Here is a 26295-nt window from a genome sequence, read left to right as displayed (position 1 = left end):
AGGCACGCCCGAAAACGGCCAAGTTGTCAACGAGTCATCCCGCACCGCCGGACCATCCTGACAGCGACCACCAGGCCGCCCGCGCAGTCTCACAGTTTGTCAAGGCGTTCGTGTGCTGGTGGTGTGGGTGGTTCAGGCGAGTGTGGGTGTGGTGTTGAGCGTGCGGAAGAGTTCGCGGGCGACGTAGCGCTTGAGCATGCGTCGGATTTCGCGGTCGCTGTTGCCCTGGGCGCGGCGTCGAGCGATGTAGTCGTGGGTTCGGGTGCAGGCGCGCCAGCGAGTGAGAACGATCGCGTGCAGGGCGCAGTTGAGTGCTCGATCGCCGCCGCGGTTGAGGCGATGCCGGGCGGTGCGTCCGCTGCTGGCCTCCAGTGGGCTGGCGCCGGCGAGGGCGGCGAACGCGGCCTCGTTGCGGCAGCGTCCTCGATGCGACCAGGACACGATGGCCTGGGCCGCGGTGACGGGGCCGACGCCGAGCTTGGCGACCAGCGCGGGGGCCATCTCGGTGACGATGGTGGTCAGCTCCCTGGTGTTCGCGGCCAGGTCGGCGGTGGTGTCGTGGATGCGGGTGGCCAGGCGTGCAGCCTCGCTCCGGCGGACGGTCTGCTCACGGGTCTCGCCGGGAGCAGGGGCACGGTTGATGATCGCGTCGAGGTGCTTGCCGGCGAATTGTTTGGGCCGGTTGAGGGCGCGGTCGGTGTCGTCGCCGGTGATCAGCAGAGCGCGGAGTTGATTGATGCTCCGTCGGCGGGTGTCGGCCAGCCCCTGGCGGGCGGTGAGCAGGATGCGCAGCGCTTCGCGGTCCCCGTCGGCGCGCGGGGTGGGCAGCTTGTGCGTGTCCAGGCGCAGAGCGTGGATCGCGGCCAGGTGCGCGTCGATCGCGTCGGACTTGCCCCGGCGCCGCTCACGGCCGCGGGGTTGCTCGATCTCCAGCACCAGGACACCAGCGGCGTTCAGGGCGCGGGCAAGGCCGACACCGTAGCTGCGGCTGCCCTCGACCGCGGCGGCGATCCGGGGACCGGGCGCGTTCTGCTTGATCCAGGCCAAGGCCTGGGCAGCGCCTGCCTCGGTGTTGGCCACGGTCAACGTCGAAAGAGTCACCCCGGTCGCCGTGGTGATCTCCAGCGTGTGGGTATCGCGGTGGGTGTCCGCGCCCACCACCGTGTCCATCACATCGGCCAGCTTCGTCATCGAACAGTCGGCTCCCTTCCACAACGGTCGGACTCGGGAAAGGCGCCGGCCTGGGTAACGACCACCGAGCGGCACTTCTGTGAGGAGTCACGCGGCCACAGCCGCGGACAAGCTTCTGATCAAGCCAACAGGTGGCACAGGACAGCGCCGGTGAGCGGGAGGACATGTCATGACCAAGACACGCGTCCTGCCGGACGCGGTCACAACACATGCGAGTCACTCCTGAACACCGGCACCGATCCTGCTAGCGGACCAGACCGGAACCGCCTAACGACACACTCACAGAACACCTGGTCGTCGTGGGCAGCTGAGTCTCCGGCAGGGGTTGTGCTGCACTCGGTGCCGCCGCTGGTCGTCTTCGTGGCCGCCGAGGCGGTGACCGACCTGCGCGACAAGCTCACCGACGCCGTGCACGTCGCGTTCACGGAAACCATGAACCAGGCGAGTGTTCATGAACCAGGCGCCGTCCACCGTGAGCAGCCAGTCAAACGAAGGTTGTTCGCAGAGTATCTCGCTGACGCTCGGGAAGCCCGGACACCCGACGTCATCGTGACCCCGGCGTGGGTCCGTGAAGTCACCGGCTGCTCGCGCGGTCTGTCCTCCCGACTCGCGGCCGCCCTCGTCTCCGAGGAGGTCCGCCATGAACAGTGAACCCAACCCGGAGTTGAACGACGCCGCCGCGCTGACCCGGACGGGCTCGCGGGAGGTCGAGCACATCGGACCGGTGCTCGACGGTGAACTGATCGATGACACGTTGCCGCAGCCGCGCCACCGGACCATGCGCCGCCGGTTCGCGCGGTGGTGGCAGCACTCGCCCCGCGTGCCGCTGTGGCTCAAGAGCCGGCCGCAAGCGATTCAGGCAGCCAAGGACGCGGTGGTTCGGGTGCTCAGGTCGCCGTGGCGGTTCCTCGGTGCCGTGGTCCGCGGTGCCGTGGTCGGTGCTCGGTGGTGGCGCAGTTGGGTCAAGGTGCGGGACTACCGCACGGCGGCTGAGGAGTCGGACAAGCTCGCCGACAAGTTCACGGAGATCCGTGAACTCACCCTGTTTCGCTGGAAGGTCACGGGCGCAGTGGTGGCCGTGGTGGCGCTAGCGGTCTCGGTGGTGGATCTTCTGTACGGAAGCGAGCCGCTGTGGATCGCAGGCGGCACCGTGTCTGTTGCGCTCGCGATTCTGGGCCGGCGGAAGGACGGTAGCCCTGGCCGGAAACCGGCTCTCGCAGGGCCGCGCACGCTTACCTGGACGATGGACCCGCAAGTCCTGGTAGACGCGTTCCGGGACGCAAAGCTGATCGGCAAGGACGAAACGCTCCGCCTGGTGGAGCGGGCGACGCACGTCGGTAACGGATGGGCCATCACGGTCGACTTGCCTGCCACTCGCAAAGCGGCCGACGTCGTGAAGAACAGGGACGCGCTCGCCTCAGCCCTCGCTGTGGATGAGGTTCAGCTCATCGTGGAACGCGTCCGTGGCAACGGCGGGCACGCCGGGCGGGTATCAATGTGGGTCGCCGATCAGGACCCGTACGCCCGGCCACCGCTGCGGACACCGCTGCTCGGCGTGTCGACGTGGGACGCGTGGCGCCCGATTCCGTTCGGCCGGGACGCACGAGACCGGCGGATTGACCTTCCATTGGTGTGGACGTCTCTGTTGGTCGGGGCGATTCCCCGGCAAGGCAAGACGTTCGCCGCTCGGCTCGCGGCCGCCGGCCTCATCTTGGATGCGTGGGTGCGGCTGTACGTCGCGGACTTCAAAGCGGGCAAGGACTGGGACGCTGCCGCGCAAGTGGCACACCGGTTCATGTCCGGCGACGAACCCGAACACGTCCTGACGCTCGTCGATTGGCTGGTTGAACTGGTCGCCGAGGTCCAGGGACGGTTCCGGCGAATGCGGGATCTCGACGACCTGACGTGCCCGGAGTCGAAGGTGACGCCGGAGATGTCCCGCGACACCGCGTTGAACATGCCGATCACGGCGATCTTTATCGATGAGGTCCAAGTGCCATTGGAGGACCGGACACCCGTAGAGGTGCAGGGAAAGAAGCTCACAGCGGGCGAGTACATCGGCGAGTTGCTGACCTGGTTGGCCAAGAAGGGACCGGCAGCCGGGATCGTGCTGGTACTGGCCACGCAGCGGCCGGACTCGAAGACGATCCCGTCCGGGCTGCGGGCCGTCCTCGGTTCACGGTTCGCGCTGCGGGTCATGGACTGGCGCGACTCCAACATTGTGCTCGGCGAACAGATGAACACGCGAGGATTCGACTCCAGCCGGCTACTGCCGTCGCACAAGGGCGTCGGCATCCTGCGCCCAGACGGCGACACCGCTGCCGGAGCCGACGTGCTCGCAATGACCGTCCGGACCTACTACATGCCGAACGAGGATTGGCAGACCATCTGTCAACAGGGTCGGGCGCTGCGCGAGTCGGCCGGGACGCTGAGCGGCCACGCCGCCGGGCAGGACACCACACCGACGCTCGACCGTGCAGCCGTCGCACGGGCTCTCGCCACGAGCGTTCCCGCGCCACAACGGGATGAGCTGGACACTCTGCGTGACCCGCTCGCGCTGGTGGTCGATTATCTCGGCGACGACATCGACGAACGGGAGTTCATTCCCAGCGCTGAACTTGTCGACGCGCTTGACCTCGAGCCGACCGTGTTCGGGCGGCAGATGGGCGAGCTGGGATGTCGTCCGACCCGCGACTACGTCCCGGCGGGGAACGGCCAGACCAGGCGCGTGCGCGGTTACCTCACCGCTGACATCCACGCTGCTGTCGACCGCGCCCTTTCGGGAGCATCCACAGACGGTGAGGCGGGTGTGAATGGCGGCTAACCGGGCGACGGACGCGACCGGACACCCAACAGCTGAACCTGCAAAGGAAGTCTGTGCCGAACTCGCCGAATCAATCGACGCGGAAGGACTGGCGTACTGGCAACGAACGTGCGCCGCCTGGCCACCGATGACGGCGGAGGAGATCGAAATCCTTGCCATTGTGCTTCGCAGGATCGACCAGCGCACCCACCCATGATGAGACGATGAGGGGGGCTGCCATGCCCATGGCAGCCCCCCTCATCCGAAGTGTCGCCGCACCAGCGCAAACCACATTTCGACTATTTCCTTATCACCCTTGCGAACCAAACGCATATGCGAGACGCGATTTCTAATTGGAACTAGCGCTTCCCGAAATTTTCCCCAGGCAATCTTGTCGAAGTGTAGACCATCGAAGTCTTTTGAATTTGCAACTTCCATCAATTCACCAAGAGACAGCCATTCGGATGGGTCGCGCAATTCTGCGATTGTACGAGCGGAAACATTCACATCTGCACGCGCATGCTCCAACACTTTGGCCGCGAGATCACCGTGGAGAACTTGAGACCGCCACCGGTTGCCATATTTCGATATCGCTGCCTCCCGGAGGCAGCGTCGGATCGTTCGCTCAATCGACCAAAGGCGCTCAGATATTGCACTAAAATCCGACTGTGGCTCCGTTATGTCAGACAAGACGTCTGACAACGCCTCCTTGAACTCACTGATGCGGTTGGGTACAGCAAACTGTCGGACGCCATCGCCGTCCAGGGCAACCAGCCCAGCGCCTTGGAGGGCGTCAATCTCTCGAACGTCTAGCCGTTCGAGAAACTTCACACCGGGGGGCGCCTCAAAGATGGCACTATCGAGTGCCGCCAAAACAGCTAGACCCAACTCAGTCAAGGCCACGCGGAACAATTCAACAAAATCCTGACGGCCCACGATTCCACATGACGGCAGATTGAGCCCCGGAGACCCACTCATTTCCTTGTTCCACTCTGAACTCTCCAGTAATGGTAGGAAATAAACGGAAGCGTCTTCTATTACTGAGCTTCCAGGGACATTTCCGAACCCAACTCTTGGAGTCCTCGACAGTAGACACACGTTTACGTCGGAGTCAAGTACGCGGTCTACTTCTTGTCGGAGCTTGCCTAAGGTCATGGAGGACTGGTCTTGATCTTGCGCGAGCAGCTCCACACTATCCAGAACCAAGGTCCCAGATTCGATGGACTGAATATCTATGCGTTCGTACAAAAACTGCCGAACGTCCAGACGTACTGCTGACAAACTCTCGACGATTGCATCGCGAAGGACATCATGGATGATGCCGCATTGCACAAACACGAGCTTGTGGCGCCTCAGTCTCTTGCGCAGCTGCTCCGCGCGGGACCGAGCAGCCGTGTTCACAAGTTCGTTCACAGTAGCTCCAGGACGGGCGTAAGCTCGTACTTGTAATCGATCTTATTTATCAACCCGAGGCTTATCAGATGCCCAAGCGCTTGCGGTTCGTCGTTGGCAATGTCCGAGAAGACATCTGGGTCTTCGCGTAGAATCTGAATAAGATAGGCTTCGTCGGGATAGTAACGCTTTATATGATCCAACATTTCGCGCATATTTCCGGCAGCAAAACCGCGCCACTCCTCAATGGAGCGAAGAACATCTGGCCTAGTAAGTCGTCGATGAAACACGTCGACTGGGAGCTTCTTCACTACACTCGATGCGAGGTGGCGATAAAGGAAAGCGTGACCACCAGAAGCGTCGTAGAGCGCTTCCAAAGCGGCTTCGTCTATCGAAATTCCCATTTTGCTGCCCACGGACTTGGCCAAGTCGTCAGCTTCATGTCGATCAAAGGGAGCCAGAAAGTTCGATTTCGCCCAGGAAAATAAGGGATTTGGTCGACCATACAGTCGACCACTCTCTACTATGGCACTGGTCAAGCCGGAAAGTAAGAAGGTGAAGTTCTCGTTCTCTTGCACGAGGCTTCGCAAGGCGCCCAATAGCTGGGCCACCGAGGACATGTTCCCTTCGGCGATGTCAATCCTATCGGAAGGCGTAAGGTATTCAATCTCATCAAGCATAATTACCAGGAAGATCCCAGCGGAATCAAGCCTCCTCAGAACTTTCTGAAGCGCCCTCTTGAACTCAGAAACTGAGGTAGAATTTGCGATTCGAGTCAATTCTATGGCGCTTTGCTCGCGGATCTTCAACTCGGCGGAGATGTCATCAATTAAGTCTCGGAGCAAATCGGGAACAGGGTCGTCCGGCGGAGAAGGGAGGTGTTCGAGATCTCGAAGAACAAAGATTCGATTATCCGAAGAAAGGTTCTCAATCAATTCGGATAAAACGCTAGTCTTGCCAGCCTTGCGCAACCCGAATATACCGCTAACACGCTTCCGTTCGATGTCGTCTCGAAGGCTCTGCAAGAGTCGCTTGCGACCAAAGAAGCGATCCCCTCGGACTGGCGTTGTTTCGTAGAAAAGATCGCGCGCGAATATGAAGTCTCGCAAAAGCGAGACCAGTGCAATAGAGTTTTCTTCGGGATCCAAGTCGAGAGGGATAGCCAAGAAATCTCCGGCAGTCCAATCCTCAAGTTTGACGCGCATCCTCTCATCTGAACTCCAAAAGAATAGTATGTCTGGGCTAACTTCTCGACGAATGCGGCGAAGTGCATCTTTGGCGGCGCGAAAAGTTCGATTTTGGAAATCTCTGTGCGGCGAATAGAAGAACATGACTTCACGAGTCAACCCGAACGCGGACTCTATTGCGCCACTGAATCGAACGAGTGCCACCCAGCACTCCTCGAAGCCGGATATTCGACAGGGCGAGGCATAAAAGAATGACGAACCAACCGCGCGGAGAAGCCTGTCGTGTTCCGCTGCTACAGGAAATACCTGTTTGAGTTCTTCAATCTTCCTCAAGACCTCGGGATTCGTTGGAGGGCGAATCTCTCCCGCCATCCAACTCGATTGACGTGCGGTCGCAGCGCCCACCCGCAAGGCCTCGTCTGAGTAACCAAATGAGTCCCTCAGGCGTCGCGCCGCCGCTGGATCGACTGTGCTTGATGCACTCCGCGTATAAACACCCAGGTCAGCCAACCGCGCTAGCACGGTCTGGGCACTCACGCCAAGTTCCTTGGCGAGCTCGTGAACACGGGCCTTCAACCGAGCTCCTTCCGTTACAGTCAGATCAACTGACCATGTCGGTCGACCGAGCGAGTTCGTTACACGTGTCGCGACGGCCACGACAGTCGATGCAGGACAGGCTGCCTGTGCTGTGCAGTGTTACACCTCCTGCGACTGAACCAGCCATGGGTAGGCACACGGTCTGCAGGTCGCTCGGGGTGAGCGAGGGGCCCAACCTGAAGGCCGGCTCGCTACCCTGAGCAGCCATCAGTCAGACGTGCAGCGTCCGGGCCCGCGCTTGGCGGAGCACGTTGGTAGCCCGCGCCGAAGCACACTTGATCATTCGATCTTCGCCATCGGAGAGGCACAAGCGTCCGGTTAGCCCGTAAGTCCATCGGACATACGCAGCATTCACGCTGCGGGAGGCTCTCACGCAGACGAGCTCTCTCCGCTGCCTTGCTGGAAGATTGACACGCAGGTCACGGTGCAGTGGGACCGGCTATGGCGCCTTCATCTTGTATTCTAAATGTATGACTTGGTGGGCAGCACTTCTGGGTTTTCTTGGAGCCGTAGCTGGAAGCTGGGGCGGGCAAATAATCGCGTCACGGCGGCAGCGAAAGACAGAGGATGCGCGGTGGGACCGCGAGCGTCTCGCAGACAAGATCGACAAGGACCATCAATTCGCGAAACTTCTATACGACCGCAAGGAAGCTTTCTATCTAGACTTGCTTCCTTATCTCTATGAATGGGCCGCAGAGATTGATCCGATGTTGGACTACTGGGGCAATGACCGAGCTGAACCTCCAGAGAATATTGATTCAATTAAGAAATTTCCGGTGGAGGTGGGCAGGTATCAGGTTCGTTGCTACTTGCACACGGAGGGAAAAGTGGAGGACAAAATAACTGACGTCCTAACTGATTTTATACAGACCTCAGGAGACCTAGATAATCGTCAGCTCGTCCGACAGCGATTCACATTATACGACGGCCCGGAAGGTGTTCGAAGGAAGCTCTACGATGGAATTGCCGACGTCATTGATCTCGCACAAAAAGACCTTCGACGAGGTGCATTGATTAACGAAAATCAGGAATATGGTCATGATGGTTATGTGGCTTGACTTCGTGGATGCCTTGGCTGTGGCCCCTAACCCTGCAGCTCGACGGGTCGAAGTCGTTTCCGATCGAACGTCCGCGCACCGGCTCGTGTGGCCGGGTCCAGGTAGAGCAGGGTCTTCCCCAGCGCGGACAGCAACATGGTGCGACGCTCGCTGACATCCCCGCTGTCCCACTGCTTGGCAACCTCGGCCGGGTCCTGAGCTTTCACCGGACCGTCAGGGTTCCCGCCGGACAACTCGTCACGCTCGGCTCGCAGCTTCGCCAGACGTGCACTGATCGGCTTGTTGCCACGGTCGAACGCCTCGACGTCGATCTCCAGCAACCCGAATCGCTCGGACAATGCGGTCTGGACGTCCTCGCACTTGGTGATCTCCTCGTGCAACTCGGCCAGCCGATTTGCCACCCGTGCACGCGCTGCCGCTACCGCCGATGCGTGACGCGAGTCGGACTGACGCGCGATCACCAACAACCGCAACTCGTAATCAACCGCGCGCCGGTCGCCGTACACCTTGCCGCACCCGCGCCGCTGCTTGTTGCAGAAGTACACCGCACGTCGCTCCCCGGTGTCCTTATGCACCGTGTTCTTGCGGCTCGCCGACAGCTTGACGCCACAGTCGGGCGCTCCACACCGCAGGATGCCCGTGCCGACGTAGCTTTCACCGACGGTCCGGCCGCGCCGCCGGGCCGCGAACGTCGCCCGCAACCGTGCGAACTTCTCCGGGTTGACAATCGGCTCGCCTTCGATCCGCCCCACCAGCTTGCCGTCATGCTCGATCAACCCGGCATTGGTCGGACGCTGGAGAACTGACTTCACCGTCACAGCGATCCACTCGCGGCCCGCTGCGGTCCGGATACCTTGCTTGTTCCACTCGGCTGCGATCGTGCCCTGACCGATGCCCGCCAAGTGAGCGTCGGTCGCTTCGCGCAGCGCGGTCCGCTCCTGTTCGACGAGATCCGCAGACGCGTCCGGCCGGTCCTTGTCCGTCTCATCGGGTCCCGGCATCCACGTCATGTCCTTGCCCGGCCAGCCGAACCGGCGGGGACCCCCGAGGTGGCCCACGCCCTGCTCGCGCTTGGTAGTGAACCTGCGCTTGATGCGGCGTGACGTGTCGTCCGACGACCGCGCCGCGTGAGCGACCTCGATCCGCAGAATGAACCGGTCGTCAGGATCGGCCAAGTCCCGTTCGCCGTGCGCGGAGTAGACCTTGAACCCTCGCTCACCGAGTTCGATCAGCTTTTCCAAGTCACGCGGCTGCCGGAACAGCCGGTCGGTGTGCCAGACAACGATCCCGTCCGATTCGCCCGACTCGACCCTCTCCAGCAGCCGCTGCCACCCGGGACGACGGACGCTGCGCTTCCACGCCGAGAGGCCGTCCTTCAACTCCTCGCCCAGCGTTGCGCCTACCCGGTCGATCACCTTGCGGTTGTCGGCCCACTGCGTTTCGATCTTCTCCAGTTCGCCGGTCTCGGGTACCCGCGACAATCGCCCGTACGAGTCCAGCACGACCGGCCGGTCACCGCTCTGACCTGCACTGACATCCCGTGTTGCGTTCATGCCATCCAGGCTATGTCAGCAAATGAGACATCGCCAACGCCACATTGGGTGCGTTCAACGCAACCAACGCCGCATTGGGTGGCTCAGTCCTCCGGCAGCGCCTCGATCTTGCGCTGCAGCTTGTTCATGCCGCCGAGCCAGCGGTCGGTCTGCGTGGCGCGCAGCGCGTAGTACTCGGCGACCTCGGGGTGCGGCAGCACGAGGAACCGGCCCTCGTCGATGGCGGTGAACAACGCGTCGGCCACCTGCTCGGGGCCGATCGCCGACGCGCCCATCAGCAGCTGGCCGCGCGGGCCGCTGCTCTCCAGCATCGCCGTGCGCACGCCCTGCGGGCAGATGGCCTGCACGGTGATGCCACGGTGGCGGTAGGTCGCCGAAAGCCACTCGGCGAAGGCCAGCGCGCCGTGCTTCGTCACCGAGTACGGCGCGGAGCCCAGCGTCGTGAGCAGGCCCGCGGCCGACGCGGTGGCGATGAAGTGGCCCTTGCCGCGTTCGAGCCACGCGGGCAGCAGCTGCTTGGCCGCGCGGACGTGGGCCATCACGTTGACGTCCCAGGTGCGGGCCCAGTCGTCCTCGGTGGCCTGCTCGTCGCCGAAGGGCGCGACGCCCGCGTTGGCGCAGAAGACGTCGATCTCGCCCAGCGTCTCGCGGGCGGCCGCAAGGAGCTTCGCGACGCCGTCTTCGCTGGCGACGTCGCCGGTGAACGAGGTGCCACCGACCTCGGCGGCCACCTCCGCCGCGGCTTCGCCGTTGACGTCGGCCACGACCACGCGCGCACCGTCGGCCGCGAAGCGCCGCGCCAGCGCCCGGCCGATCCCGCCGCCGCCACCCGTGATGACGACCCCGGCGCTCACAGGCCACCGCCCAGGGTCACGCCGCCGTCGAGGACCACGGTCTGGCCGGTCATCCAGCCCGCGTCCTCGGAGAGCAGGAACACCACCGCGCCCGCGATGTCCTCGGGCATACCGAGGCGCTTCATCGGGTAGGCCGCCGCGACTTCCTCCTCCTTGCCCTCGTACAGGGCGGTCGCGAACTTGGTCTTGACCACGGCCGGGGCCACCGCGTTCACGCGGATCTTCGGCCCGAGCTCGGCGCCGAGCTCCTGCGTGAGGCGGATCAGCGCGGCCTTGCTCACGCCGTACATGCCGATGCCGGGCGACGCGCGCAGGCCGGCGATCGAGGCGACGTTGACGACCGAGCCGCCGTGCTCGCCCATCCACGCATCGCGGGCGCGCTTGGTCCAGGCGATCGGCGCCAGCACGTTCACGGCGAAGATCTTCGCCGCGGCGGCCGGGTCGATGTCGAGCGTGGGCCCGTAGACCGGGTTGATGCCGGTGTTGTTCACGAGCATGTCGAGCCTGCCGAACCGCTCGATCGTCTTGGCGACCGCCTCGTCCTGGTGCCCGGTGTCGTCGGCCTTGCCGGGCACGGCGATCGCGAAGTCCTCGCCCCCGAGCTCGGCGACGGCCTCGGCCAGCGGCTCGGGCTTCCGCGCGGTGATGCACACCTTCGCGCCCCGCTCGACCAGGCCCTTCGCGATGGCGAGGCCGATCCCGCGGCTGGCGCCGGTCACGATCGCCACGCGGTCCTTGAACGAGTTCACAGCACTGGTCTCCTGTTCTGCAGCGGACGGCAGACTAAGCGGTCGCTCATGGAGAGTACCGAACGATCCAGGGTTGTCACCCGGCCATCAGGAGGCACGCAGGCCCGCGAAGACGAAGTCGACGTAGCGCTGCCCCACGTCCGGCTCGACGGCCGCCAGCGGCGCCGCGGCGTGGTGGGCGCCGCACGTCAGCTGCACGACGTCGAGCCCGCGGACGTCCGCGCGGATCACGCCCGCGTCCCGTGCGGGCGCAACGACGCGCTCGGCCACGGCGGCGAGCCGGTCGACCTGCGCCCGCACCTGTGGACGGTGGTCGGCGCCGACGCGGTCGAGGGCGTCGAAGAGCACGCGGTTGCCCGCGAGCAGCGCAGCGGTGAGCTGCATGAATTCCCGCAGTGCGTCCTCGTGGCCCACCAAGTGCTCAGCCTTGGCCACGAGCTCGTCGACGGCGTCGCCGACGATGGCCGCGAGCAGGTCGTCCTTGGTCGGGAAGTGCCGGAACACCGTGCCCTTGCCGATGCCGGCACGCGCGGCGATTTCGGCGACCGTCGCGTCGGCGCCGCTGCGCGCGAACACCTCCGCCGCCGCCGCGACAAGGGCCTTGCGCGTGCGCACCGCATCCGCGCGCATCCGATTACCACCTCTCGACTCACGCCCAGTAGCAAACCTGACCAACCGGTCAGGTCAAGGACAGCAAGTGGAGACCCGTGCACACTCTCGGTTTCATCGGCAGCGGCCTGGTCGGCGGCACTCTCGCCCGCCTGGCGACCACCGCCGGCCTCGACGTCGTCCTCGGCAACTCACGCGGCCCCGAATTCCTCGCCGGCCTCGTCGCGGAGCTCGGCGACCACGCTCGCGCGGCGACCGCGGAGGACGTGGCCCGAGAGGCCGAACTGGTCGTGGTTTCCGTGCCGCTCACGGCGTTCCCGCACCTGCCGACCGCCGCGCTGGCCGGCCGGACCGTGATCGACACCACGAACTACTACCCCGAACGCGACGGGCGCCTCCCGGAACTGGACTTCGACGAGCTCACCTCAAGCGAACTGCTGCAGCGGATCCTGCCGCGCTCAACGGTGGTGAAGGCGTTCAACAACCTCTTCCACCACCACCTCGCCACTCTCGCCCGCCCGTCGGCCTCCCTGGACCGGTCCGCGCTGCCCATCGCGGGCGAGGATGAACCTGCCAAGGGGTAGGTCGCCGGCCTGGCGGACACCCTCGGCTACGACGCCGCGGACACCGGCACCCTGGCCACGAGCTGGCGCAATGAACCAAACACGCCGGTTTACGTGTGGCCCTACGCCGGCCGGATCCCGGCCGATCTGGCGGCCGCGGACCTCATGGCGTGGCTGGAGAAGTCGGACGGCATGCCGGTCTCACGATCCCAGGTGGCCAGTCTCGTCGCCGAGGCCGTGCGCGGCCCGCCGTCGGCGCGTACTAAGCGGAAACGCGTCTCCGGTTGTGCTACGTTGGCCTAAGCGGAAAATGTTATCCGCATAGCTCACGAGGAGTACGCATGAACGCGGTCGACATCGCCGAGGCCATCCAAGTCGTGACCCGCGGCTTCACCACCGCCGACGAGAAGGACTGGGACGCCTACGAAGCACTGCGGGCGCCGGTCGTGACGCAGGATTTCGGCGGGGTGGACAACTCCGGCAGCAGTTCGCTCACAGCTCACGAAGCGCGCGTGAAAGCCGAGCGCAAGATCGGTCCCGTCGCCCTCACGCAGCACCAGCTGTCGAGTTTCGTGGTGGACGTCGAGGGCGACGAAGCCACCGTCCGGTTCTACGAGGAGGCGCTGCACGTCCACCCCGCCCTCGGCGCGGACCCGGCCGTGAACACGTGGGTGGTGTTCGGGAAGGGCACGCAGAAACTGACCCGCACCCGCGCGGGCTGGAAGATCAGCCACGCGGCACTCGTGCCGACGCACTCCACCGGCAACCCGACGTTCCTCGCCGACGTCGCGGCGGCCCTCTCGGCGTGAGCAGGCCGTTGCGCGCGGACGCCGCCGCCAACCTGGAGAAGATCCTCGACGCCGCGGAGGCCGTGTTCGACGAGCACGGCCCGGCGGTGAGCATCGAGCTCGTCGCGAAACGGGCCGGCGTCGGCCTCGGCACCGTCTACCGGCGGTTCGCGGACAAGCAGGCACTGCTGTCCGCCCTCGTCGAACGCCTGCTGGTGCAGGCGGTCGAGGTGGCCGACCGCCACGCCGGCACTCCGGACGGCCTCGTCACGTACCTCTTCGAAGTCGGCGCCCTGCTGGCCCGGCACTCGGGCAGCGTCGCTCGCATGTGGAGTGACGAGCAGGTCGCCGACCTGGTGGAACGCTCGCGCACCACCCAGGCGGCGCTGGTCGCGCAGGCCCGGCAGCACGGCGTTGTGCGCTCGGACCTCACGCCGGAGGACGTCGCCGTCGCGCTGTGGTCGCTCGGCGGCGTCCTCGACATCACGCGAGGGACCACAGTGGACGCCTGGCGCCGCCACCTGGAGCTCGTCGTCGCGGGCTGGACCAACACCGCGGCACACCTCGGCCACCCGCCGCTTACGGACGCGCAGATGCGTGAAGTCATCCGGCACAGCCCGTCGGCGGCGCAGCGCTGACGGGTCATTCAGGCAGCGGCGTGTCCCCGTGGATGATCAGGACCGGGCACTTCGCGTGGGCCGCGCAGACCGCGCTCACGGACCCCAGCAGCAGGCCGGTGAACCCGCCGCGGCCGCGGCTGCCGACCACGAGCATGCGAGCGCCCTCGCTCTGCTCGAGGAGGGACTTCGCCGCTCCGCCCTCGACGACGCGTTCCGTGACGGGCACGGCCGGGGTATCGCCGAGGACCTTGCGGACCGTGGTGGCCAGGATCTGCTGGGTGTCGGCCTCCGGGTTCCAGCCTTCGGCGCCCACCAGGGCGACCTCGCCACCCGGGAGCACCGGCGACCACGACATCACGGCACGCAGCTCGGATCCGGTCTGGCGGGCGAAGAACTCGGCCCAGCGCAGCGCGTGCTCGGAGGCCTCAGAACCGTCGACGCCGACAACGACGAACGAGGGGGCAGGAGCAGACATGGAGCGTCCTTTCAGGAGGGTCAGCGGGTGCGGGGGTTCGTGGCGACCACGGTGATCGTCGCCGCGAAGCACGCGATCGCCATGAACAGGAAACCCCGGTGGTACCCCACCAGACTGCCGGACGGCGCGCTCGCGAGAACGGTGACAAGGATCGCAACGACCGCCGCGCTGCCGACCTGGCGCGCCTTGGTGAGCACCCCGGACCCTGTGGTCGCGCGGTAAGCCGGCAGCGTGCCCGCCGCGCGAACAGCGGCGCCTGCACCAGGCCCGCGCCGGCGCCGGCCACGATGAGGCCGGGCAGGGAGCCGTCGACGTAGTTCGGCTCGGGCTCGGCGAACAAGCGGTCAGGCCACGGGGGCGACGGCAACCCGCCGGACCGAGGTCATCGGCCCTGGGCCGACCTCACCGCTCAGCGCGGGAGCACCCGCACCAGCCCGCGATCGGCGTCGACCTCCACGAGGTCGCCGGTGGTGATGCGGGCGACCGGGTCGTCGTCGAGGTCGGTGATCGCCGGGACCCGGGTCACGATCGCGCCCAGCGCGGCCTTCGTCGTGAGGCGGGTGAAGACCATCGCGAGCGGCGCGGTGCCCAGCAGCCGGGTGGACTGGAAGAAGCCCGACCACCCCGAGGAACCCTTGGCGCCCGGGAACACCAGGACCTTCCCGGTGAAGCAGACGCCGAACAGCTCGTGCCGGCGTTCGATGATCGTGCCCGTCGCCGGGTCGATGCCGCCCCAGCCCGAGATCGTCTCGCGGGAGACCAGTGCCTCGCCGACGACCCGGCCGGGAACGATGCCCCGGCCGCGCAGCTGCACGCCGGTCATCGGAGAGCCTTCCCGGCGGGGGCGAGCGAGCCGCGCCACCGGCCGGTGACAGCGGCGTCGACGCATTCCTCGAGCGTGCCGAACCACGCCTCGATCCCGAGGATCGCGGGCAGGTAGTGGGCCTGCTTCGCGGAGTCGGTCGCGAACACCTTCGTGCCTTCGGGAGCGACGCGCGACATCGCCGGACAGGAGTCGGTGAGGATCCGCCCGCCGGCGCGCCGGATGGTTTCGGTCCAACCGTTGCGATCGGCGACCGTCCGCAGCGCGCGGGGGGTCATCAGCCACAGTTCGCAGCCGGCCGAGATCGTGCGGCCCTCGAGCGCGCGGGCGACCCGGCCGACCTGCTCCAGCGAAGCGTGCGGACAGCCCAGCAGCACGAAATCGACGTCCTCGCTGTCCCCGATCGAGTTGAGCGACTCATAGACGGCACGACGCTCGGCTTCGCCGTACCGGATCGACGCGGGGATCGAGCGGCCTCCGAAGGCGGCCTCGAGCGTCGGCGCGTCGGGCGTCCGGCCCGGCAGGTGGTACATCTCCACGCCGCCGGACGACCCGGCGGCGGCGCCGAAGTGCTTGAGGTCCGCCAGATCCGGGCTGCCCAGCTCGCCGACGACGACCGGCCGCTCCTCCTGGACGACGTCGCCGGCGAAGTAGCCGAGCATCCCCCAGTCCTGAAATCCGTTGAGGGCCAGCGTCGTCTCGATGAGGTGCGTGCCGTAGCGGTTTTCCCGGTGGTGGTTGCCCCAGCACGGGATCCGCCCGGTCAGGCTCGCGGCGCCGGTCGAGGCACCACCCTCGCAGTTGGTGCGCGCGCCCAGGACGGAGTTGGCGTAGACGACCGCCGACGACTCCATCCAGGCGACGTGCTCGCCGTAGGTCGGGATGTTGCCGACCTGGTAGGGCGTGCAGGTGGCGAGGACGTTGACACCGCGGCTGCTGGCGAACGACTCGGCCTCGGCCTGCAGGTCGATCTTGTGCTCGGGGTACGGCATGATGCCGCGCGCGTCTTCGCCGAACCCGTGCTGCAGCTGGCAGGTCGGGACCCGCATCGGCGGGATTTCTAGGTCGTCGTCGCAGTCGAGGCTGATCACCGAGAACGCCTTGGCCCAGCCACCCTCGGCGACCAGCTTTTCCTTGGCCGGCGAAGGTTGTGTGGTCGTGCCCGCGACGTTGCGGGTCTCGCACAGCCGCTCGGCGCCCAGCGCGTCGGCGTAGCGGATCAGCAGATCCATCGCCGCCGCGACCGCGCCGCCTTCCACGCCGTCGCGCATGCCCTTCTCTTCGTCCGTGAGCCCCACCATCGTTCAGCCCTCCACGTTGTCGCGGATGCGGTCACGCAACACGGTCAGATCGACGTCGTGGACATCGCCGCCCAGCGTCAGGTCCAGCGCGTGCGCGGCGGCGCTGCCCATCGCCGAGCACGGGCCCATCACCCGCACGCTCGACAGAGCCGCCGCGTCGCCGTCGACGCACCGCCCGGCCGCGACCAGGTTCCGGGCTTGCGGTGAGGTCAGACTTCGCAGCGGGACGTAGTGCACGTGATCCGGCCCGAAGGTCTCCCACGCGTAGCCCGACGCCCGGTCGTGCAGCTCCACCGGCCACGCCGTCCGCGCCACCGCGTCCTCGAAACCGGTGCCGCGGCGGACCTCGTCGAGGGTGAGCTGGTGATCGGCGGCCAGCCACCGCGTCTGCCGGCGCCCGGGAAAACCGTAGGCCAGCACGGAAGCGTCCTTGAAGGCCGCGGGGAACTCGGTGCGCAGGAACTCGACCACCCGGTCGGCCTGCGCCCGCCCCCGCAACTGCGCCTCGGTCGCCTCGACCGCGGTCAGGGGCGCCTCCACGTGGGTCATGTTCATCACGGCGGTGTTTCGTCCCGGGAAGAAGAAGGCGAGCCCGTCGCGCCGGAGGAGGCCGTACTCGTCGGCCTTCTCGTCGATGCGGGCCACCAGCTCGGCCGGGTCGGGTTTGGCCGACTCGACCAGGCCGGTGAGCCGGATCTGCTGCGAGCCCCACACCGTCCGCTCCGGCACCCGGCACGGCAGCCCGGCTTCCCACGCCAGCGCGGCGTCGCCGGTCGCGTCCACGAATCCCTTGGCGCGCACCGAAACCGGACCGTAGCGGGTCGCGAAGTCGACCTGCTCGATCACCCCGCCCGCCATGGCGACCCCGTTGATCGACGCGCCCAGCACAACCCTGATCCCGAGCTCGGAAACGAGGTTCTCGAACCACCGGCCCAACGCGACCTCGTCGTAGGGGACGGTCTGGGTGTGGGTGCGGTTGAACGCGATGTCCCCGGAACGTTCCAGCGCCGGGAACATCTCGTCGAAGATCCCGTGCGTGAGCTGGTGGTATTCGGGAGCGTTTCCGTAGATCCCGCAGAACAGCCCGATCATGGAGTTCACGCACTGTCCACCCAGGACAGGAAGCGCGTCGGCGAGCACGACGTCGCGGCCGCGTCGTTTCGCGTCGATCGCCGCGGTCAGTCCGGCGATTCCCGCACCCACGACGAGGATATCGGCTTCGAGCGATTCCACGGAGCGGTCAGCGGGCCGGGTGACGGTGTTCACCCGTAGATCGGTCAGCGCGTGAGGCAACAAAACTCCTTAGGACGAAGAAGAACGGCGCAGGGTCGCGCCCCGGTCGAGCGGTTCCACGGCGTCGGCGTACACACCGAGCCACGAACCCGGGCGAGCCGGCCAGGTCTGCGGCGGCCGCGTGCGGGGGTAGTCCGCGAGCCGGTGCTCGAGCTCGGCCGGTGCCACGAGCAGGTCGGCGGTGCGCGCCGGGACGTCGATCGCGATCTCGTCCCCGGTGCGCACCACACCGAGCGGGCCGGGGACGCCGCCTTCGGGGGTGACCTCCCCGACGACGATGCCCTTGTTCACGAGACCGGAGAGCTGCCCGTCGGTGACGAAGGCGACCTGCTCGCTCAGCCCGGCGCCGTTGAGCGCGAAGACCACAGCCGATGCCATGCCCATCCCCGGGGTTCCGGTGACGCCGAGCCCGCGGAGCACGAGTACCTCGCCGGGCCGCACCTCACCGCGCTCGATCGCCGCGGTGGCCTCGGGCGCCGACTCGTAAACCCGTGCCGGGCCACGGAAAGCGCGCGCTCGCGTCTCGGTGACCGACAGCTTCACGATCGCGCTACCGGGGCACAGGCTGCCCCGCATCAGCACGATCGTCGACTCCGGCCGGATCGGTTCGGCTCTGATCACGGCGGCGTCCACCGTCACACCGGCGAGGTTCTCGGCCATCGTCCAGCCGCTCATCGTCGCGACCGAGCCGTCGACGACGTCGCCGAGCTGGGCCAGCACGGCGCGAGCACCACCGGCGTCGTCGAACTCCTCGATCGACGACGGCCCGTTGGGGCGCACCGCCGTGAGCGGGCCGACGTGGCGGCCGAGCTCCTCGAACAGGCCGTGCACGTCGAGGTCGCCGGGGAGCTCGGCGGCGATCGCCTCGAGGTGCTTGACCGCGTTGATCGACCCACTGACGGCGATGACCGCGGCCACCGCGTTGCGGACCGCACCCGGCGTCATCACCGTGCTGGGCCGCCGGTCGGCCTCGACCGCGGCCAGAATCGCGGCGCCCGAAGCCCGGACCGCCGCCCACATGGTGTCGCTGTTGGCGCGGGTCGGCGCTGTGCCGGGCAGTGCCATGCCGAGAGCCTCGGCGACGACGTGCATCGTGTTGGCCGTGCCCATGCCCGTGCAGACACCGGGGCCGGTGATCGCCCGGTCCGACATGGCACAGAGGTCGTCGAAGCTGATCGCGCCCGACGCCAGCTTGCCGGCGTCGACGAACACGTCCTCGATGTCCACGCGGCGGCCGTCGTCGAGGGCTCCGCAGCTCTGGTAGCCGCACGCGATGACCAGCGTCGGCACGTCGGTGCGCGCTGCCGCCATCAGCTGGCCCGGTGTCGTCTTGTCGCACGAGGCCAGGCAGACCATCCCGTCGAGCTGCGCCCCGTCGACGACGGCTTCGATGTCGTAGGACACCAGGTCCCGGCCCGACAGGACGTAGCCACCACCACGGCCGGCGGCCATGATGAAGTCGGTCGGAGCCACGGTCCGGATCTCGAAAGCCAGCCCGCCGGCGGCGTCTATCGACTCCTTCACCGCGGTGGCGATCGGGTCGAGGTGGGCGAAACACGGCGCGAGCCCGGACGAGGAGTTGACCACGGCGATCTTGGGGCGCCGGATCTGCTCGTCGGTGTAGCCCATCGATTTCCACTGCGTCCGGGTCGTCGCCCACCGGGGCGAGCCGACCGGGTGGTTGCTGCGTGTGCTGATCGTGGCTCCTCGTTCTTGTCGGGGCGGGATCATTCGGCCGTCTGCGTGGCCCGGCCCGATTCGACCGGCTCGCCGAGCAGCACCGTGCCCTTGGTCTCCGGGCCGATCCACGCGCCGATGAAGAACAGCACGCCGCCCAGGACGATCAGCACCACCGCGGTGTACTCGTACGGCAGTACGGCCTGCAGCACGGTGATCCAGACGCTGTAGAGCGCGGGCAGGATGAGGCTGAGGGTGTAGACCGTGCCATAACCCGAGGAGCGGACACCGGCGCCGAAGCGCTCGTTGAGGTAGACGACCAGGCAGCCGAGCGGGGCGTTGGGCAGTACGAAGGCGACGAACGCGAGGATGCCGATCGGCAGGAACCCCGCCCCGGACCGCGCGACCAGCACGAGGAATACGTAGGCGAGGCTCGCCCCGACGGTGATGGCGACAGCGCAGCCGAGCAGCAGTTTCCGGCGGCCGATCCGCTGGCCCAGGACCCCGGCGAGGATCATGCCGATGATCGTCGCGACGTTGGCGATGATCTCCAGCGTGCTCACGTTGGACGGGTTCTGGTGCAGGACGCCGACCAGGAGCCCGGGCATGAACGAGAGCACGATCTGGGCGGCGAACCACATACCGGTCATCAGGAGGAAAACCTGACCGAAACCACGGATGTTGCGTCGGCTGAACAGCTCGAAAATCGGCGCGCGATTTCCCTTTCGCGATTTCTTGAGCGCCTCGAGGTCGACCTCTTTGACGCGCGAATAGTAGGCGACGTACGCGATTCCGAGCAGAAACCCGAAGAAGAAAGGAATGCGCCAGCCCCAGGATTGCAGGTCCGGACCGGAAAACCGTTCCAGCACCACGAGCTGGATGATGCTGATGAGCGTGATCGCCGCGGGAGCACCGGCCGCCATCACGCCGCCGACCAGCCCACGCCGGCGCATCGGCGAGCGTTCGATGGCCAGCGGGACCGGCCCCGCATAGCCGCCACCCAGGAACACGCCACCGATCAGGCGAAGCAGGATCAAGCCGACGATCGAGCCGTAGCCCCAGGTCGCGTAACCCGGCATGAGGCCGATGAGCAGGGTGACGATCGTGAACCCGACGCCGGTGATCAGGGTGACGCGGCGGCGCCCGATCTTGTCCGCCAGGTTGCCGAAGATCGGGCCGCCGATCGGCCGTCCGAGCAAGGTGACGACGAAGATGACGGTCACCAGGGTGACCTTCGTCGTGGCCGGCATGGAGGGCGGTTCGAAGTAGTCCATCACCGCCGGCAGCACGAGTGCGGGCAGATAGATGTCGAAGCTGTCGACGAACAAGGAGAGGATGCCACCGACGATCGATCGTCGTGCTTCCGGAGTCAGTCGCTCGTCTGTCGTGGATACGGTCGTCGACATCCAGGGAGTTCCTTCCGATCACGAATACCGCTCCGCTGCGATATATCGCTGACACCGAGGGAGTCTAAGAATCCTCGCCGAAGCCCGGAAGTCAGAAATCCTGATCCCGATAATCAGCCTGGGTTATGGTTGGCGCCCTCAGCCCAGCCGCTCGCCGATGCCGCGCAGCGCCTCGCGCAGCCAGGCGTGCGCGGGATCGAGGTCGAGGTCGTCGTGCCACCACAGCGTCTCGACGATCCCCTCCGGCTCGCCGGGGCACTCGAGGACCGAGATGTCGGACCGCTTGGCGAACTCGACGGCCAGCCGGCGTTGCACCAGCGCGATCCGGTGGGTTCCGACCACGAGCGCGGGCACGGCCTGGTAGCTCTCCACGCTCATCGCGACCCGCGGCGCGAGCCCCAGCGCGGCGAGCCGGCGCGACACCGGCGGCAGCGGCACCCCCGGCTCACGGTGATACGGCACCACCCAGTCGAGCCGCTGCAGGTCGGCCAGGGTGAGCCCGCCGGCGCCGAGCTCGTGCCCGGCCCACACGACGCAGACCCACTCGTCGCGGAACAGCTCGGCCGAGCGCAGCCGGGGCAGTTCTTCCAGCTCGATCGGCGGTGCGACCACCCCGTCGACGAACCGGACGACCCGCGGCAGATCCGCGCTCAGCGATTCGCGCACGAGCCGGATCCGCAGCCGCGCGCGCGGCGCCTCCCGCTCGAACAACTCGGCCAGCGGCTGCCCGATCACCGACAGCGTGTAATCGGCCATCAGCAGCGTGAACTCCCGCACCGACGTGCCGGGCGCGAAGCTCGACCCGGTGGCGAACAGCTGCTCGGCCGCCGCGCACACGTCCTCGACCTGGCGGCCGAGCTGGCGAGCCAGCGGGGTCAGGACGTAGCCACGGCCCTCGCGGACCAGCAGCTCGTCGTCGAAGTGCCGCCGCAGCCGCGCCAGCGCCGCGCTCAACGCCGGCTGGCTGACGCCGACCCGCTCCGCCGCGCGGGTCACGTTTCGCTCGCGCAGCAGCTCCCGGAGAACGACGAGCAGGTTGAGATCGAGCCCGGCCAGCTGCGTCGTGCGGCGGCTCATCCGGCTCCACCCGCTCTGCTTCCGGCCATTCCGGTCACCTTACGGCGCTGCGCGCAGCCGCGACGGGCGTGTGAGCGCCGGCACCGCCCGGTGGTCAGCCGGCAAGCTCGGCGACGATCTTGGCGAGGCGGCGCTCCCGCGTTTCCGGCCGTTTGGCCGACGCCACTGCTTCGGCTCGCTCTCGTTGCGCGGTATAGGAAAGCCGGTCGAACGCGGCGCGGGCGCCGGGGTGCGCGCCGAGTGCGGCGGCAAGGTCGTCCGGCACTTCGACGGTCCGTTCCGCGGTGTCGAGCTCCACCGTGACCTCGACCTCGTCGCCCGCGGCGACGCCGGCTGCCTCCCGGTTGACCGCGCTCAGCGGCAGCATGAACGTGCCCCCGTAGACCACGATCGTGCTGCGGTAGGTGTGCGCGCCGAGGGTGACCAGGACTTTCGGCCGCTTGCCCGAGCCCAGCGCCGTGACCACCTCGGCCGGCACGGCGAACCCGGTCGCCGTCTTCTCGCCGAGCTCGATCAGGGTGACGAACGTTGCGCTCACGGCTCCCCCAGCGGCGACGACGGTGCGCCCGAGCCTACCCCGCGGCGGCTCGTCCGAGCCGACACCGGAGCCGGGCGATGAGCAACCGCTTAGACTGGGCGGACGGTTCACGCCCGCCGGGCGCGTCAGCAGATCTGGGAGGATCGCCGGATGACGACTTCACTCTCGGCCGAGCTGTGGCCCGACGTGCAGCCCGAGACCGCGCGCCGGCTGATGCTGGCCGGTGTGGAGTCCTTCGCGAAGCGCGGGTACCACGCCACGACCACGCGGGACATCGCCAGCGCCGCGGGGATGAGCCCCGCCGCGTTGTACGTGCACTTCCCGTCGAAGGCGGCGCTGCTGTTCGAGATCAGCCGCAGCGGCCACGAGCAGACGCTGGCGCTGGTGGAGAACGCGCTGGAGAAGGCCCAGGACCCCGTCGAGCGCATCCGGCTCGTGGTCGAGGACTTCGTGGCCTGGCACGCGCGGCGCCACACGGTGGCGCGGGTGGTGCAGTACGAGCTCAACGCGCTGCCGGAGAAGGAGTTCGAGGTCGTCACGGAGCTGCGGCGGCGCATCGAGCGCATCGTGCGCGACGTGATCGCCGCGGGCGCCGAGTCCGGCGCGTTCTCTGTGACCGATTCGCACACGGCGGCCCGCGCGGTGCTGTCGCTGGGTGTCGACGTGGCCCGCTGGTACAGCGAGCGCACGCGCCAGACGCCGGCCGCGCTGGGCAAGGAGTACAGCGAGCTGGTGCTGCGGATGCTCGGCACGCGCACAGCCTGACCCCTCGACCGGCTCAGCTGCGCGCCGCCGCCGAGGCGAAGCGTTCCGCGATGCGCGCCAGCCGGTCGAGCAGGCCGGGCGGCGCGTCTTCCACGACGAAGTCGTAGTCCCACTGCGCGAGGTAGAACGGCGCCGCGGCGAGGTCGGCCGCGCCGGTGCGCAGCCGGCACGTGTGCTCGTCCACGGGCTCGACGGTGCCGGCGGTCGGCGGCACACGGGCGGCGAGCACCTCCGCCGGCACCGACACGAGCAGGGACATCTGGTGTGCGTAGGGCGCCGAAGAGATCGCCTGCGACACGTACGCGGCGAGGTCTTCCGCAGGCGGTTCGCGCGGCGTGAAGCGGAAGCCGGGCGCCGGCACGCCTTCGATGCGGTCGACGCGGAACGTGCGCCAGCCGTCGCGGCCCAGATCGTAGGCGACGAGGTACCAGCGACGGCCCGTGTGGACCAGGCGCAGGGGCTCGACGTCGCGTTCGGTGACCTGGCCGGTGTGGTTGGCGTAGGTGAAGCGCACCCGCTCGTGGTCGCGGCAGGCCGACGCGATCACGGTGAGCACCTCGGCGTCGACGACCGGTCCCCCGCCACCGAGCTGCAGCATCGCCGAGCCCATGGCGCTCACGCGGTGGCGCAGCCGCGCGGGCAGCACCTGTTCGAGCTTGGCCAGTGCCCGCACCGACGTCTCCTCGATGCCCGACACCGTGCCGTTCGCCGCCGTCCGCAGCCCGACCGCGACGGCCACGGCCTCGTCGTCGTCCAGCAGCAACGGCGGCAGCGCGGCGCCGGCCCCCAGCCGGTAGCCACCCGCGACCCCCGGCGTCGCGTGTACCGGGTAACCGAGGCCACGCAGGCGCTCGACGTCGCGGCGGACCGTGCGCACGTCGACGCCGAGCCGGTCGGCCAGGTCCGGCCCCGGCCAGTCGCGGCGGGCCTGCAGCAGGGACAACAGGCGCAGCAGCCGCTCCGAGGTTCCGTACATGCGGGCCACTCTGCCAGACCTCGCGGACAGGATCGGTCCTCGATGGCCGTGGACTTGCCTTCCGGGAGCGGGGCCGGTGAAGTGTGGGCCATGCAGATCGATCCGCACGCGTTGCTCGCCGTCGCCCGCGAGGAGGCCGAGCTCGGGAAGGCCGAGGGCGGCGTGCCGATCGGCGCGGCCCTCTTCGACCACTCCGGCAAGCTCCTCGGCCGCGGCCACAACCGCCGGGTGCAGGACGGCGACCCGTCGCTGCACGCGGAGACCACGGCGTTTCGCAACGCCGGGCGCCGCCCCCACTACCGCGACACGATCATGGTCACCACGCTCTCGCCGTGCTGGTACTGCAGCGGCCTCGTGCGCCAGTTCGGCATCCCGCGGGTGATCATCGGCGAAGCCAAGACCTTCTCCGGCGGCCACGACTGGCTCGCCGAGCACGGCGTGCGCATCGACGTCCTCGACGACCCCGCGTGCACGGCGCTGATGGAGGAGTTCATCGAGACTCGGCCGCAGCTGTGGTTCGAGGACATCGGCGTCCCGTCCACTTCGGACTGACCTACTGCGCTGACGAACCACCGGCACACACGGTCCGGTTGCGACCGCCGGCTTTCGCGCGCCGCACGGCTTTCACCGCGGCCGCGAAGACCGCGTCCGCTGTGTCGCCGTCAGTGGGACGGGAAGCGACGCCGACGGACACCGTCGCCCACGCGAACTGCGGGCTGCCGTAGGGCGCCTTCAACGCGACGGCCGTCGAGGCGACGCGCAAGCGGATGCGTTCGGCGATGGCGAGCGCGTCGAATGGCTTGGTGCCGGGGAGGAACACGGCGAACTCGCCACCACCGGAGCGCCCGACGAGGTCGGCGGAGCGGACTTCGTCCCGCAACGCATCGGCGATGGCCCGCAACACGGCATCGCCGACGCGGCGGCCGTGGCGGGCGTTGACGTCGCCGAACCGGTCGAGGTCAAGCACCAGCACGGAGTACGCCGGGGCCGGCTGCACACGGGCGGCGTCCCACCAGGCGGACGCCGTGAGGGCGCCGGTGCCCGCGTCCGCCGTCGGCTCGGCGCGCGGGGTGGCGCCGACGCCGCCGCGGTACAGCACCACGAGCGCCGCGGCGAGCAACGGCACGACGAGCGGCGAATCCACCACGGCCCAGGCGAGTGCGATACCCAACGCGACCATCGCGACGTCGAACAGCAGCCCCGCCACACCCTGCCGGTAGCCGCGCACAACCCCGGTGAGCGCCGCGTCGACGAGCGTGAACACGACTGCCGCGACCACGAGCAGTCCCATCAGGCGGACGTCGCCCAGCGAACTCGGCGGGACGGGCACTGTCACGGCGAGGAACCGGCCCGCGAGCAGCACGGCCAGCGCCGTCGCGGCCACCTCGAACACCTGCCGGTACGGCGCGCGCCGCCGCACGCGCAGCCACCGGTGCGCGCCTGAGACCACCGCGAGCACCACGGCGGGCACCGGCGGCAGCACCACCGCGCCGGCGAACACCCACGGCGTGCCGAAACCCGGGCCCAGCAACGTTTCCCCGCGTCCGCGTTCGGCCGAGCGGCTCAGCTCCGCGCTCACCAGCAGCCCCGCGACCAGCACGGCGAACCGCGCGGAACCCGTGAGCGGCACGGGAACCAGCACCGCCACGGCGATGGTCGCGGCCAGCGCCAGCGCGTCCACGCACACCACGAACGCCGCCAGCACGCGGGTACGCACGCGCCACAGCTTCCAGTCCGCCACGGCGACAGGAAACCGGCGCCGGCGACCCCCTCCGGCAGTCGCCGGATCCCCCACCATTTCGGCAAAATAGCGGGTTCACGAGGTTTTCGGCACCTGCTTAAGTGTGGCCGGGGTTTCTCGAGGCCGGTCTTTCGGATCCGTGGCGGTGCGCGGATGGGTCCGGACCGCGGTGAGAGTGATCGCCGGAGGGGCGTGGTTAGGGATCCGGCGGCACGGAAAGCCGTCCGAACGAAGCCGATCACGGTTGCGGACCGACGAG

Annotated in this window: 26 protein-coding genes and 1 pseudogene; 9 read left to right on the top strand and 18 right to left on the bottom strand. The window is 67.7% G+C overall.

What is annotated here, in order from left to right:
* Positions 1-132 precede the first annotated feature (132 nt).
* Positions 133-1191: a transposase gene (locus tag AB0M56_RS18095; RefSeq protein WP_364177051.1), complete on the bottom strand. Its 1059-nt coding sequence runs from the start codon at positions 1189-1191 to the stop codon at positions 133-135.
* A gap of 273 nt (positions 1192-1464) precedes the next feature.
* Between AB0M56_RS18095 and AB0M56_RS18090 the strand changes: the two are divergent.
* Positions 1465-1842: pseudogene (locus AB0M56_RS18090) on the top strand (hypothetical protein); the annotation flags it as partial.
* Positions 1832-4015 carry an FtsK/SpoIIIE domain-containing protein gene (locus AB0M56_RS18085; protein ID WP_364177049.1) on the top strand — a complete coding sequence of 728 codons (2184 nt, stop codon included), beginning with the start codon at positions 1832-1834 and terminating at the stop codon, positions 4013-4015. The pseudogene AB0M56_RS18090 and the gene AB0M56_RS18085, both read left to right, overlap by 11 nt.
* Before the next feature lie 237 nt (positions 4016-4252).
* On the opposite strand, the gene AB0M56_RS18080 is transcribed toward AB0M56_RS18085, so the two are convergent.
* Complete coding sequence (locus tag AB0M56_RS18080) at positions 4253-5407, bottom strand: hypothetical protein (RefSeq protein WP_364177047.1); 1155 nt, start codon at positions 5405-5407, stop codon at positions 4253-4255.
* Positions 5404-7149, bottom strand: coding sequence for a translation initiation factor IF-2 N-terminal domain-containing protein (locus tag AB0M56_RS18075; RefSeq protein ID WP_364177045.1), 1746 nt, complete (start codon positions 7147-7149; stop codon positions 5404-5406). The genes AB0M56_RS18080 and AB0M56_RS18075 overlap by 4 nt, the downstream gene beginning before the upstream one ends.
* 491 nt (positions 7150-7640) lie before the next feature.
* Here AB0M56_RS18075 and AB0M56_RS18070 point away from each other — a divergent pair, with 491 nt between their 5' ends.
* The gene (locus tag AB0M56_RS18070; protein ID WP_364177042.1) at positions 7641-8228 is read left to right on the top strand and encodes a hypothetical protein; all 588 of its coding nucleotides are present in this window, start codon (positions 7641-7643) and stop codon (positions 8226-8228) included.
* 26 nt (positions 8229-8254) lie between these two features.
* On the opposite strand, the gene AB0M56_RS18065 is transcribed toward AB0M56_RS18070, so the two are convergent.
* The 4 genes from AB0M56_RS18065 to AB0M56_RS18050 form a co-directional block, all read right to left on the bottom strand.
* Positions 8255-9781, bottom strand: a complete 1527-nt coding sequence (locus tag AB0M56_RS18065; RefSeq protein ID WP_364177039.1) for a recombinase family protein — start codon at positions 9779-9781, stop codon at positions 8255-8257.
* Between the two features lie 83 nt (positions 9782-9864).
* The gene (locus AB0M56_RS18060) at positions 9865-10635 is read right to left on the bottom strand and encodes an SDR family oxidoreductase (protein ID WP_364177036.1); all 771 of its coding nucleotides are present in this window, start codon (positions 10633-10635) and stop codon (positions 9865-9867) included.
* On the bottom strand, positions 10632-11384 hold the full coding sequence (locus AB0M56_RS18055) for an SDR family oxidoreductase (protein ID WP_364177033.1): 753 nt from the start codon (positions 11382-11384) through the stop codon (positions 10632-10634). Before AB0M56_RS18055 ends, AB0M56_RS18060 begins: the two co-directional genes overlap by 4 nt.
* An 87-nt stretch (positions 11385-11471) precedes the next feature.
* Positions 11472-12014: a TetR/AcrR family transcriptional regulator gene (locus tag AB0M56_RS18050; RefSeq protein WP_364177030.1), complete on the bottom strand. Its 543-nt coding sequence runs from the start codon at positions 12012-12014 to the stop codon at positions 11472-11474.
* Between the two features lie 77 nt (positions 12015-12091).
* Between AB0M56_RS18050 and AB0M56_RS18045 the strand changes: the two genes are divergently transcribed.
* From AB0M56_RS18045 to AB0M56_RS18030, 4 genes are all read left to right on the top strand, one after another.
* The gene (locus AB0M56_RS18045; protein ID WP_364177027.1) at positions 12092-12577 is read left to right on the top strand and encodes an NAD(P)-binding domain-containing protein; all 486 of its coding nucleotides are present in this window, start codon (positions 12092-12094) and stop codon (positions 12575-12577) included.
* 93 nt (positions 12578-12670) lie between these two features.
* Positions 12671-12859, top strand: coding sequence for a hypothetical protein (locus AB0M56_RS18040; RefSeq protein ID WP_364177025.1), 189 nt, complete (start codon positions 12671-12673; stop codon positions 12857-12859).
* A 38-nt stretch (positions 12860-12897) separates the two neighbouring features.
* Positions 12898-13365: a nuclear transport factor 2 family protein gene (locus AB0M56_RS18035; protein WP_364177023.1), complete on the top strand. Its 468-nt coding sequence runs from the start codon at positions 12898-12900 to the stop codon at positions 13363-13365.
* Positions 13362-13982, top strand: coding sequence for a helix-turn-helix domain-containing protein (locus tag AB0M56_RS18030; protein WP_364177021.1), 621 nt, complete (start codon positions 13362-13364; stop codon positions 13980-13982). Before AB0M56_RS18035 ends, AB0M56_RS18030 begins: the two co-directional genes overlap by 4 nt.
* A 4-nt stretch (positions 13983-13986) precedes the next feature.
* Here the strand turns inward: AB0M56_RS18030 and AB0M56_RS18025 are convergent, their stop codons facing one another.
* The 9 genes from AB0M56_RS18025 to AB0M56_RS17985 form a co-directional block, all read right to left on the bottom strand.
* Positions 13987-14439, bottom strand: a complete 453-nt coding sequence (locus tag AB0M56_RS18025; protein WP_364177018.1) for a universal stress protein — start codon at positions 14437-14439, stop codon at positions 13987-13989.
* Positions 14440-14459: 20 nt separating this feature from the next.
* Positions 14460-14636, bottom strand: coding sequence for a hypothetical protein (locus tag AB0M56_RS18020; RefSeq protein WP_364177015.1), 177 nt, complete (start codon positions 14634-14636; stop codon positions 14460-14462).
* A 212-nt stretch (positions 14637-14848) separates the two neighbouring features.
* Positions 14849-15262, bottom strand: a complete 414-nt coding sequence (locus AB0M56_RS18015; protein ID WP_220238802.1) for a DUF126 domain-containing protein — start codon at positions 15260-15262, stop codon at positions 14849-14851.
* Positions 15259-16563: an aconitase X catalytic domain-containing protein gene (locus tag AB0M56_RS18010; RefSeq protein WP_364177012.1), complete on the bottom strand. Its 1305-nt coding sequence runs from the start codon at positions 16561-16563 to the stop codon at positions 15259-15261. The genes AB0M56_RS18015 and AB0M56_RS18010 overlap by 4 nt, the downstream gene beginning before the upstream one ends.
* A gap of 3 nt (positions 16564-16566) precedes the next feature.
* Positions 16567-17856, bottom strand: coding sequence for an FAD-dependent oxidoreductase (locus tag AB0M56_RS18005; protein WP_364177009.1), 1290 nt, complete (start codon positions 17854-17856; stop codon positions 16567-16569).
* Positions 17857-17865: 9 nt separating this feature from the next.
* Positions 17866-19485, bottom strand: a complete 1620-nt coding sequence (locus AB0M56_RS18000; RefSeq protein ID WP_364177006.1) for a dihydroxy-acid dehydratase — start codon at positions 19483-19485, stop codon at positions 17866-17868.
* 98 nt (positions 19486-19583) lie between these two features.
* Positions 19584-20939 carry an MFS transporter gene (locus tag AB0M56_RS17995; RefSeq protein ID WP_364177003.1) on the bottom strand — a complete coding sequence of 452 codons (1356 nt, stop codon included), beginning with the start codon at positions 20937-20939 and terminating at the stop codon, positions 19584-19586.
* Positions 20940-21077: 138 nt separating this feature from the next.
* Positions 21078-22016, bottom strand: a complete 939-nt coding sequence (locus AB0M56_RS17990) for a LysR family transcriptional regulator (protein ID WP_364177000.1) — start codon at positions 22014-22016, stop codon at positions 21078-21080.
* Positions 22017-22110: 94 nt separating this feature from the next.
* On the bottom strand, positions 22111-22554 hold the full coding sequence (locus AB0M56_RS17985) for a YdeI/OmpD-associated family protein (RefSeq protein ID WP_364176998.1): 444 nt from the start codon (positions 22552-22554) through the stop codon (positions 22111-22113).
* 150 nt (positions 22555-22704) lie between these two features.
* Here AB0M56_RS17985 and AB0M56_RS17980 point away from each other — a divergent pair, with 150 nt between their 5' ends.
* A complete protein-coding gene (locus tag AB0M56_RS17980; protein ID WP_364176996.1) occupies positions 22705-23319 on the top strand; it encodes a TetR/AcrR family transcriptional regulator in 615 nt (204 codons plus the stop codon).
* A 13-nt stretch (positions 23320-23332) separates the two neighbouring features.
* Here the strand turns inward: AB0M56_RS17980 and AB0M56_RS17975 are convergent, their stop codons facing one another.
* Positions 23333-24295 (bottom strand): YafY family protein, encoded by a 963-nt coding sequence (locus AB0M56_RS17975; protein ID WP_364176993.1) that lies wholly within the window; start codon positions 24293-24295, stop codon positions 23333-23335.
* 90 nt (positions 24296-24385) lie between these two features.
* Here AB0M56_RS17975 and AB0M56_RS17970 point away from each other — a divergent pair, with 90 nt between their 5' ends.
* Positions 24386-24847: a nucleoside deaminase gene (locus tag AB0M56_RS17970; protein WP_220238773.1), complete on the top strand. Its 462-nt coding sequence runs from the start codon at positions 24386-24388 to the stop codon at positions 24845-24847.
* A gap of 1 nt (position 24848) precedes the next feature.
* On the opposite strand, the gene AB0M56_RS17965 is transcribed toward AB0M56_RS17970, so the two are convergent.
* Positions 24849-26036, bottom strand: coding sequence for a GGDEF domain-containing protein (locus tag AB0M56_RS17965; protein ID WP_364176990.1), 1188 nt, complete (start codon positions 26034-26036; stop codon positions 24849-24851).
* Positions 26037-26295: the final 259 nt, after the last annotated feature.

The sequence above is a fragment of the Amycolatopsis sp. NPDC051372 genome (genome assembly GCF_040682095.1).
Lineage (GTDB): Bacteria > Actinomycetota > Actinomycetes > Mycobacteriales > Pseudonocardiaceae > Amycolatopsis.
Note: the sequence above shows the minus strand (reverse complement) of the source record. Positions and strands in the feature narration are given on the sequence as shown.

Excerpts from the sequence above, each read along its gene's own strand:
- AB0M56_RS17980 (WP_364176996.1), top strand. The coding sequence starts at position 22,705 with ATGACGACTTCACTCTCGGCCGAGCTGTGGCCCGACGTGCAGCCCGAG.
- AB0M56_RS17990 (WP_364177000.1), bottom strand. The coding sequence starts at position 22,016 with ATGAGCCGCCGCACGACGCAGCTGGCCGGGCTCGATCTCAACCTGCTC.
- AB0M56_RS18050 (WP_364177030.1), bottom strand. The coding sequence starts at position 12,014 with ATGCGCGCGGATGCGGTGCGCACGCGCAAGGCCCTTGTCGCGGCGGCG.
- AB0M56_RS18000 (WP_364177006.1), bottom strand. The coding sequence starts at position 19,485 with ATGGGCTACACCGACGAGCAGATCCGGCGCCCCAAGATCGCCGTGGTC.
- AB0M56_RS18025 (WP_364177018.1), bottom strand. The coding sequence starts at position 14,439 with ATGTCTGCTCCTGCCCCCTCGTTCGTCGTTGTCGGCGTCGACGGTTCT.
- AB0M56_RS18095 (WP_364177051.1), bottom strand. The coding sequence starts at position 1,191 with ATGACGAAGCTGGCCGATGTGATGGACACGGTGGTGGGCGCGGACACC.
- AB0M56_RS18070 (WP_364177042.1), top strand. The coding sequence starts at position 7,641 with ATGACTTGGTGGGCAGCACTTCTGGGTTTTCTTGGAGCCGTAGCTGGA.
- AB0M56_RS18065 (WP_364177039.1), bottom strand. The coding sequence starts at position 9,781 with ATGAACGCAACACGGGATGTCAGTGCAGGTCAGAGCGGTGACCGGCCG.
- AB0M56_RS18010 (WP_364177012.1), bottom strand. The coding sequence starts at position 16,563 with ATGGTGGGGCTCACGGACGAAGAGAAGGGCATGCGCGACGGCGTGGAA.
- AB0M56_RS17995 (WP_364177003.1), bottom strand. The coding sequence starts at position 20,939 with ATGTCGACGACCGTATCCACGACAGACGAGCGACTGACTCCGGAAGCA.
- AB0M56_RS17970 (WP_220238773.1), top strand. The coding sequence starts at position 24,386 with ATGCAGATCGATCCGCACGCGTTGCTCGCCGTCGCCCGCGAGGAGGCC.
- AB0M56_RS17975 (WP_364176993.1), bottom strand. The coding sequence starts at position 24,295 with ATGTACGGAACCTCGGAGCGGCTGCTGCGCCTGTTGTCCCTGCTGCAG.
- AB0M56_RS18035 (WP_364177023.1), top strand. The coding sequence starts at position 12,898 with ATGAACGCGGTCGACATCGCCGAGGCCATCCAAGTCGTGACCCGCGGC.
- AB0M56_RS18015 (WP_220238802.1), bottom strand. The coding sequence starts at position 15,262 with ATGACCGGCGTGCAGCTGCGCGGCCGGGGCATCGTTCCCGGCCGGGTC.
- AB0M56_RS18085 (WP_364177049.1), top strand. The coding sequence starts at position 1,832 with ATGAACAGTGAACCCAACCCGGAGTTGAACGACGCCGCCGCGCTGACC.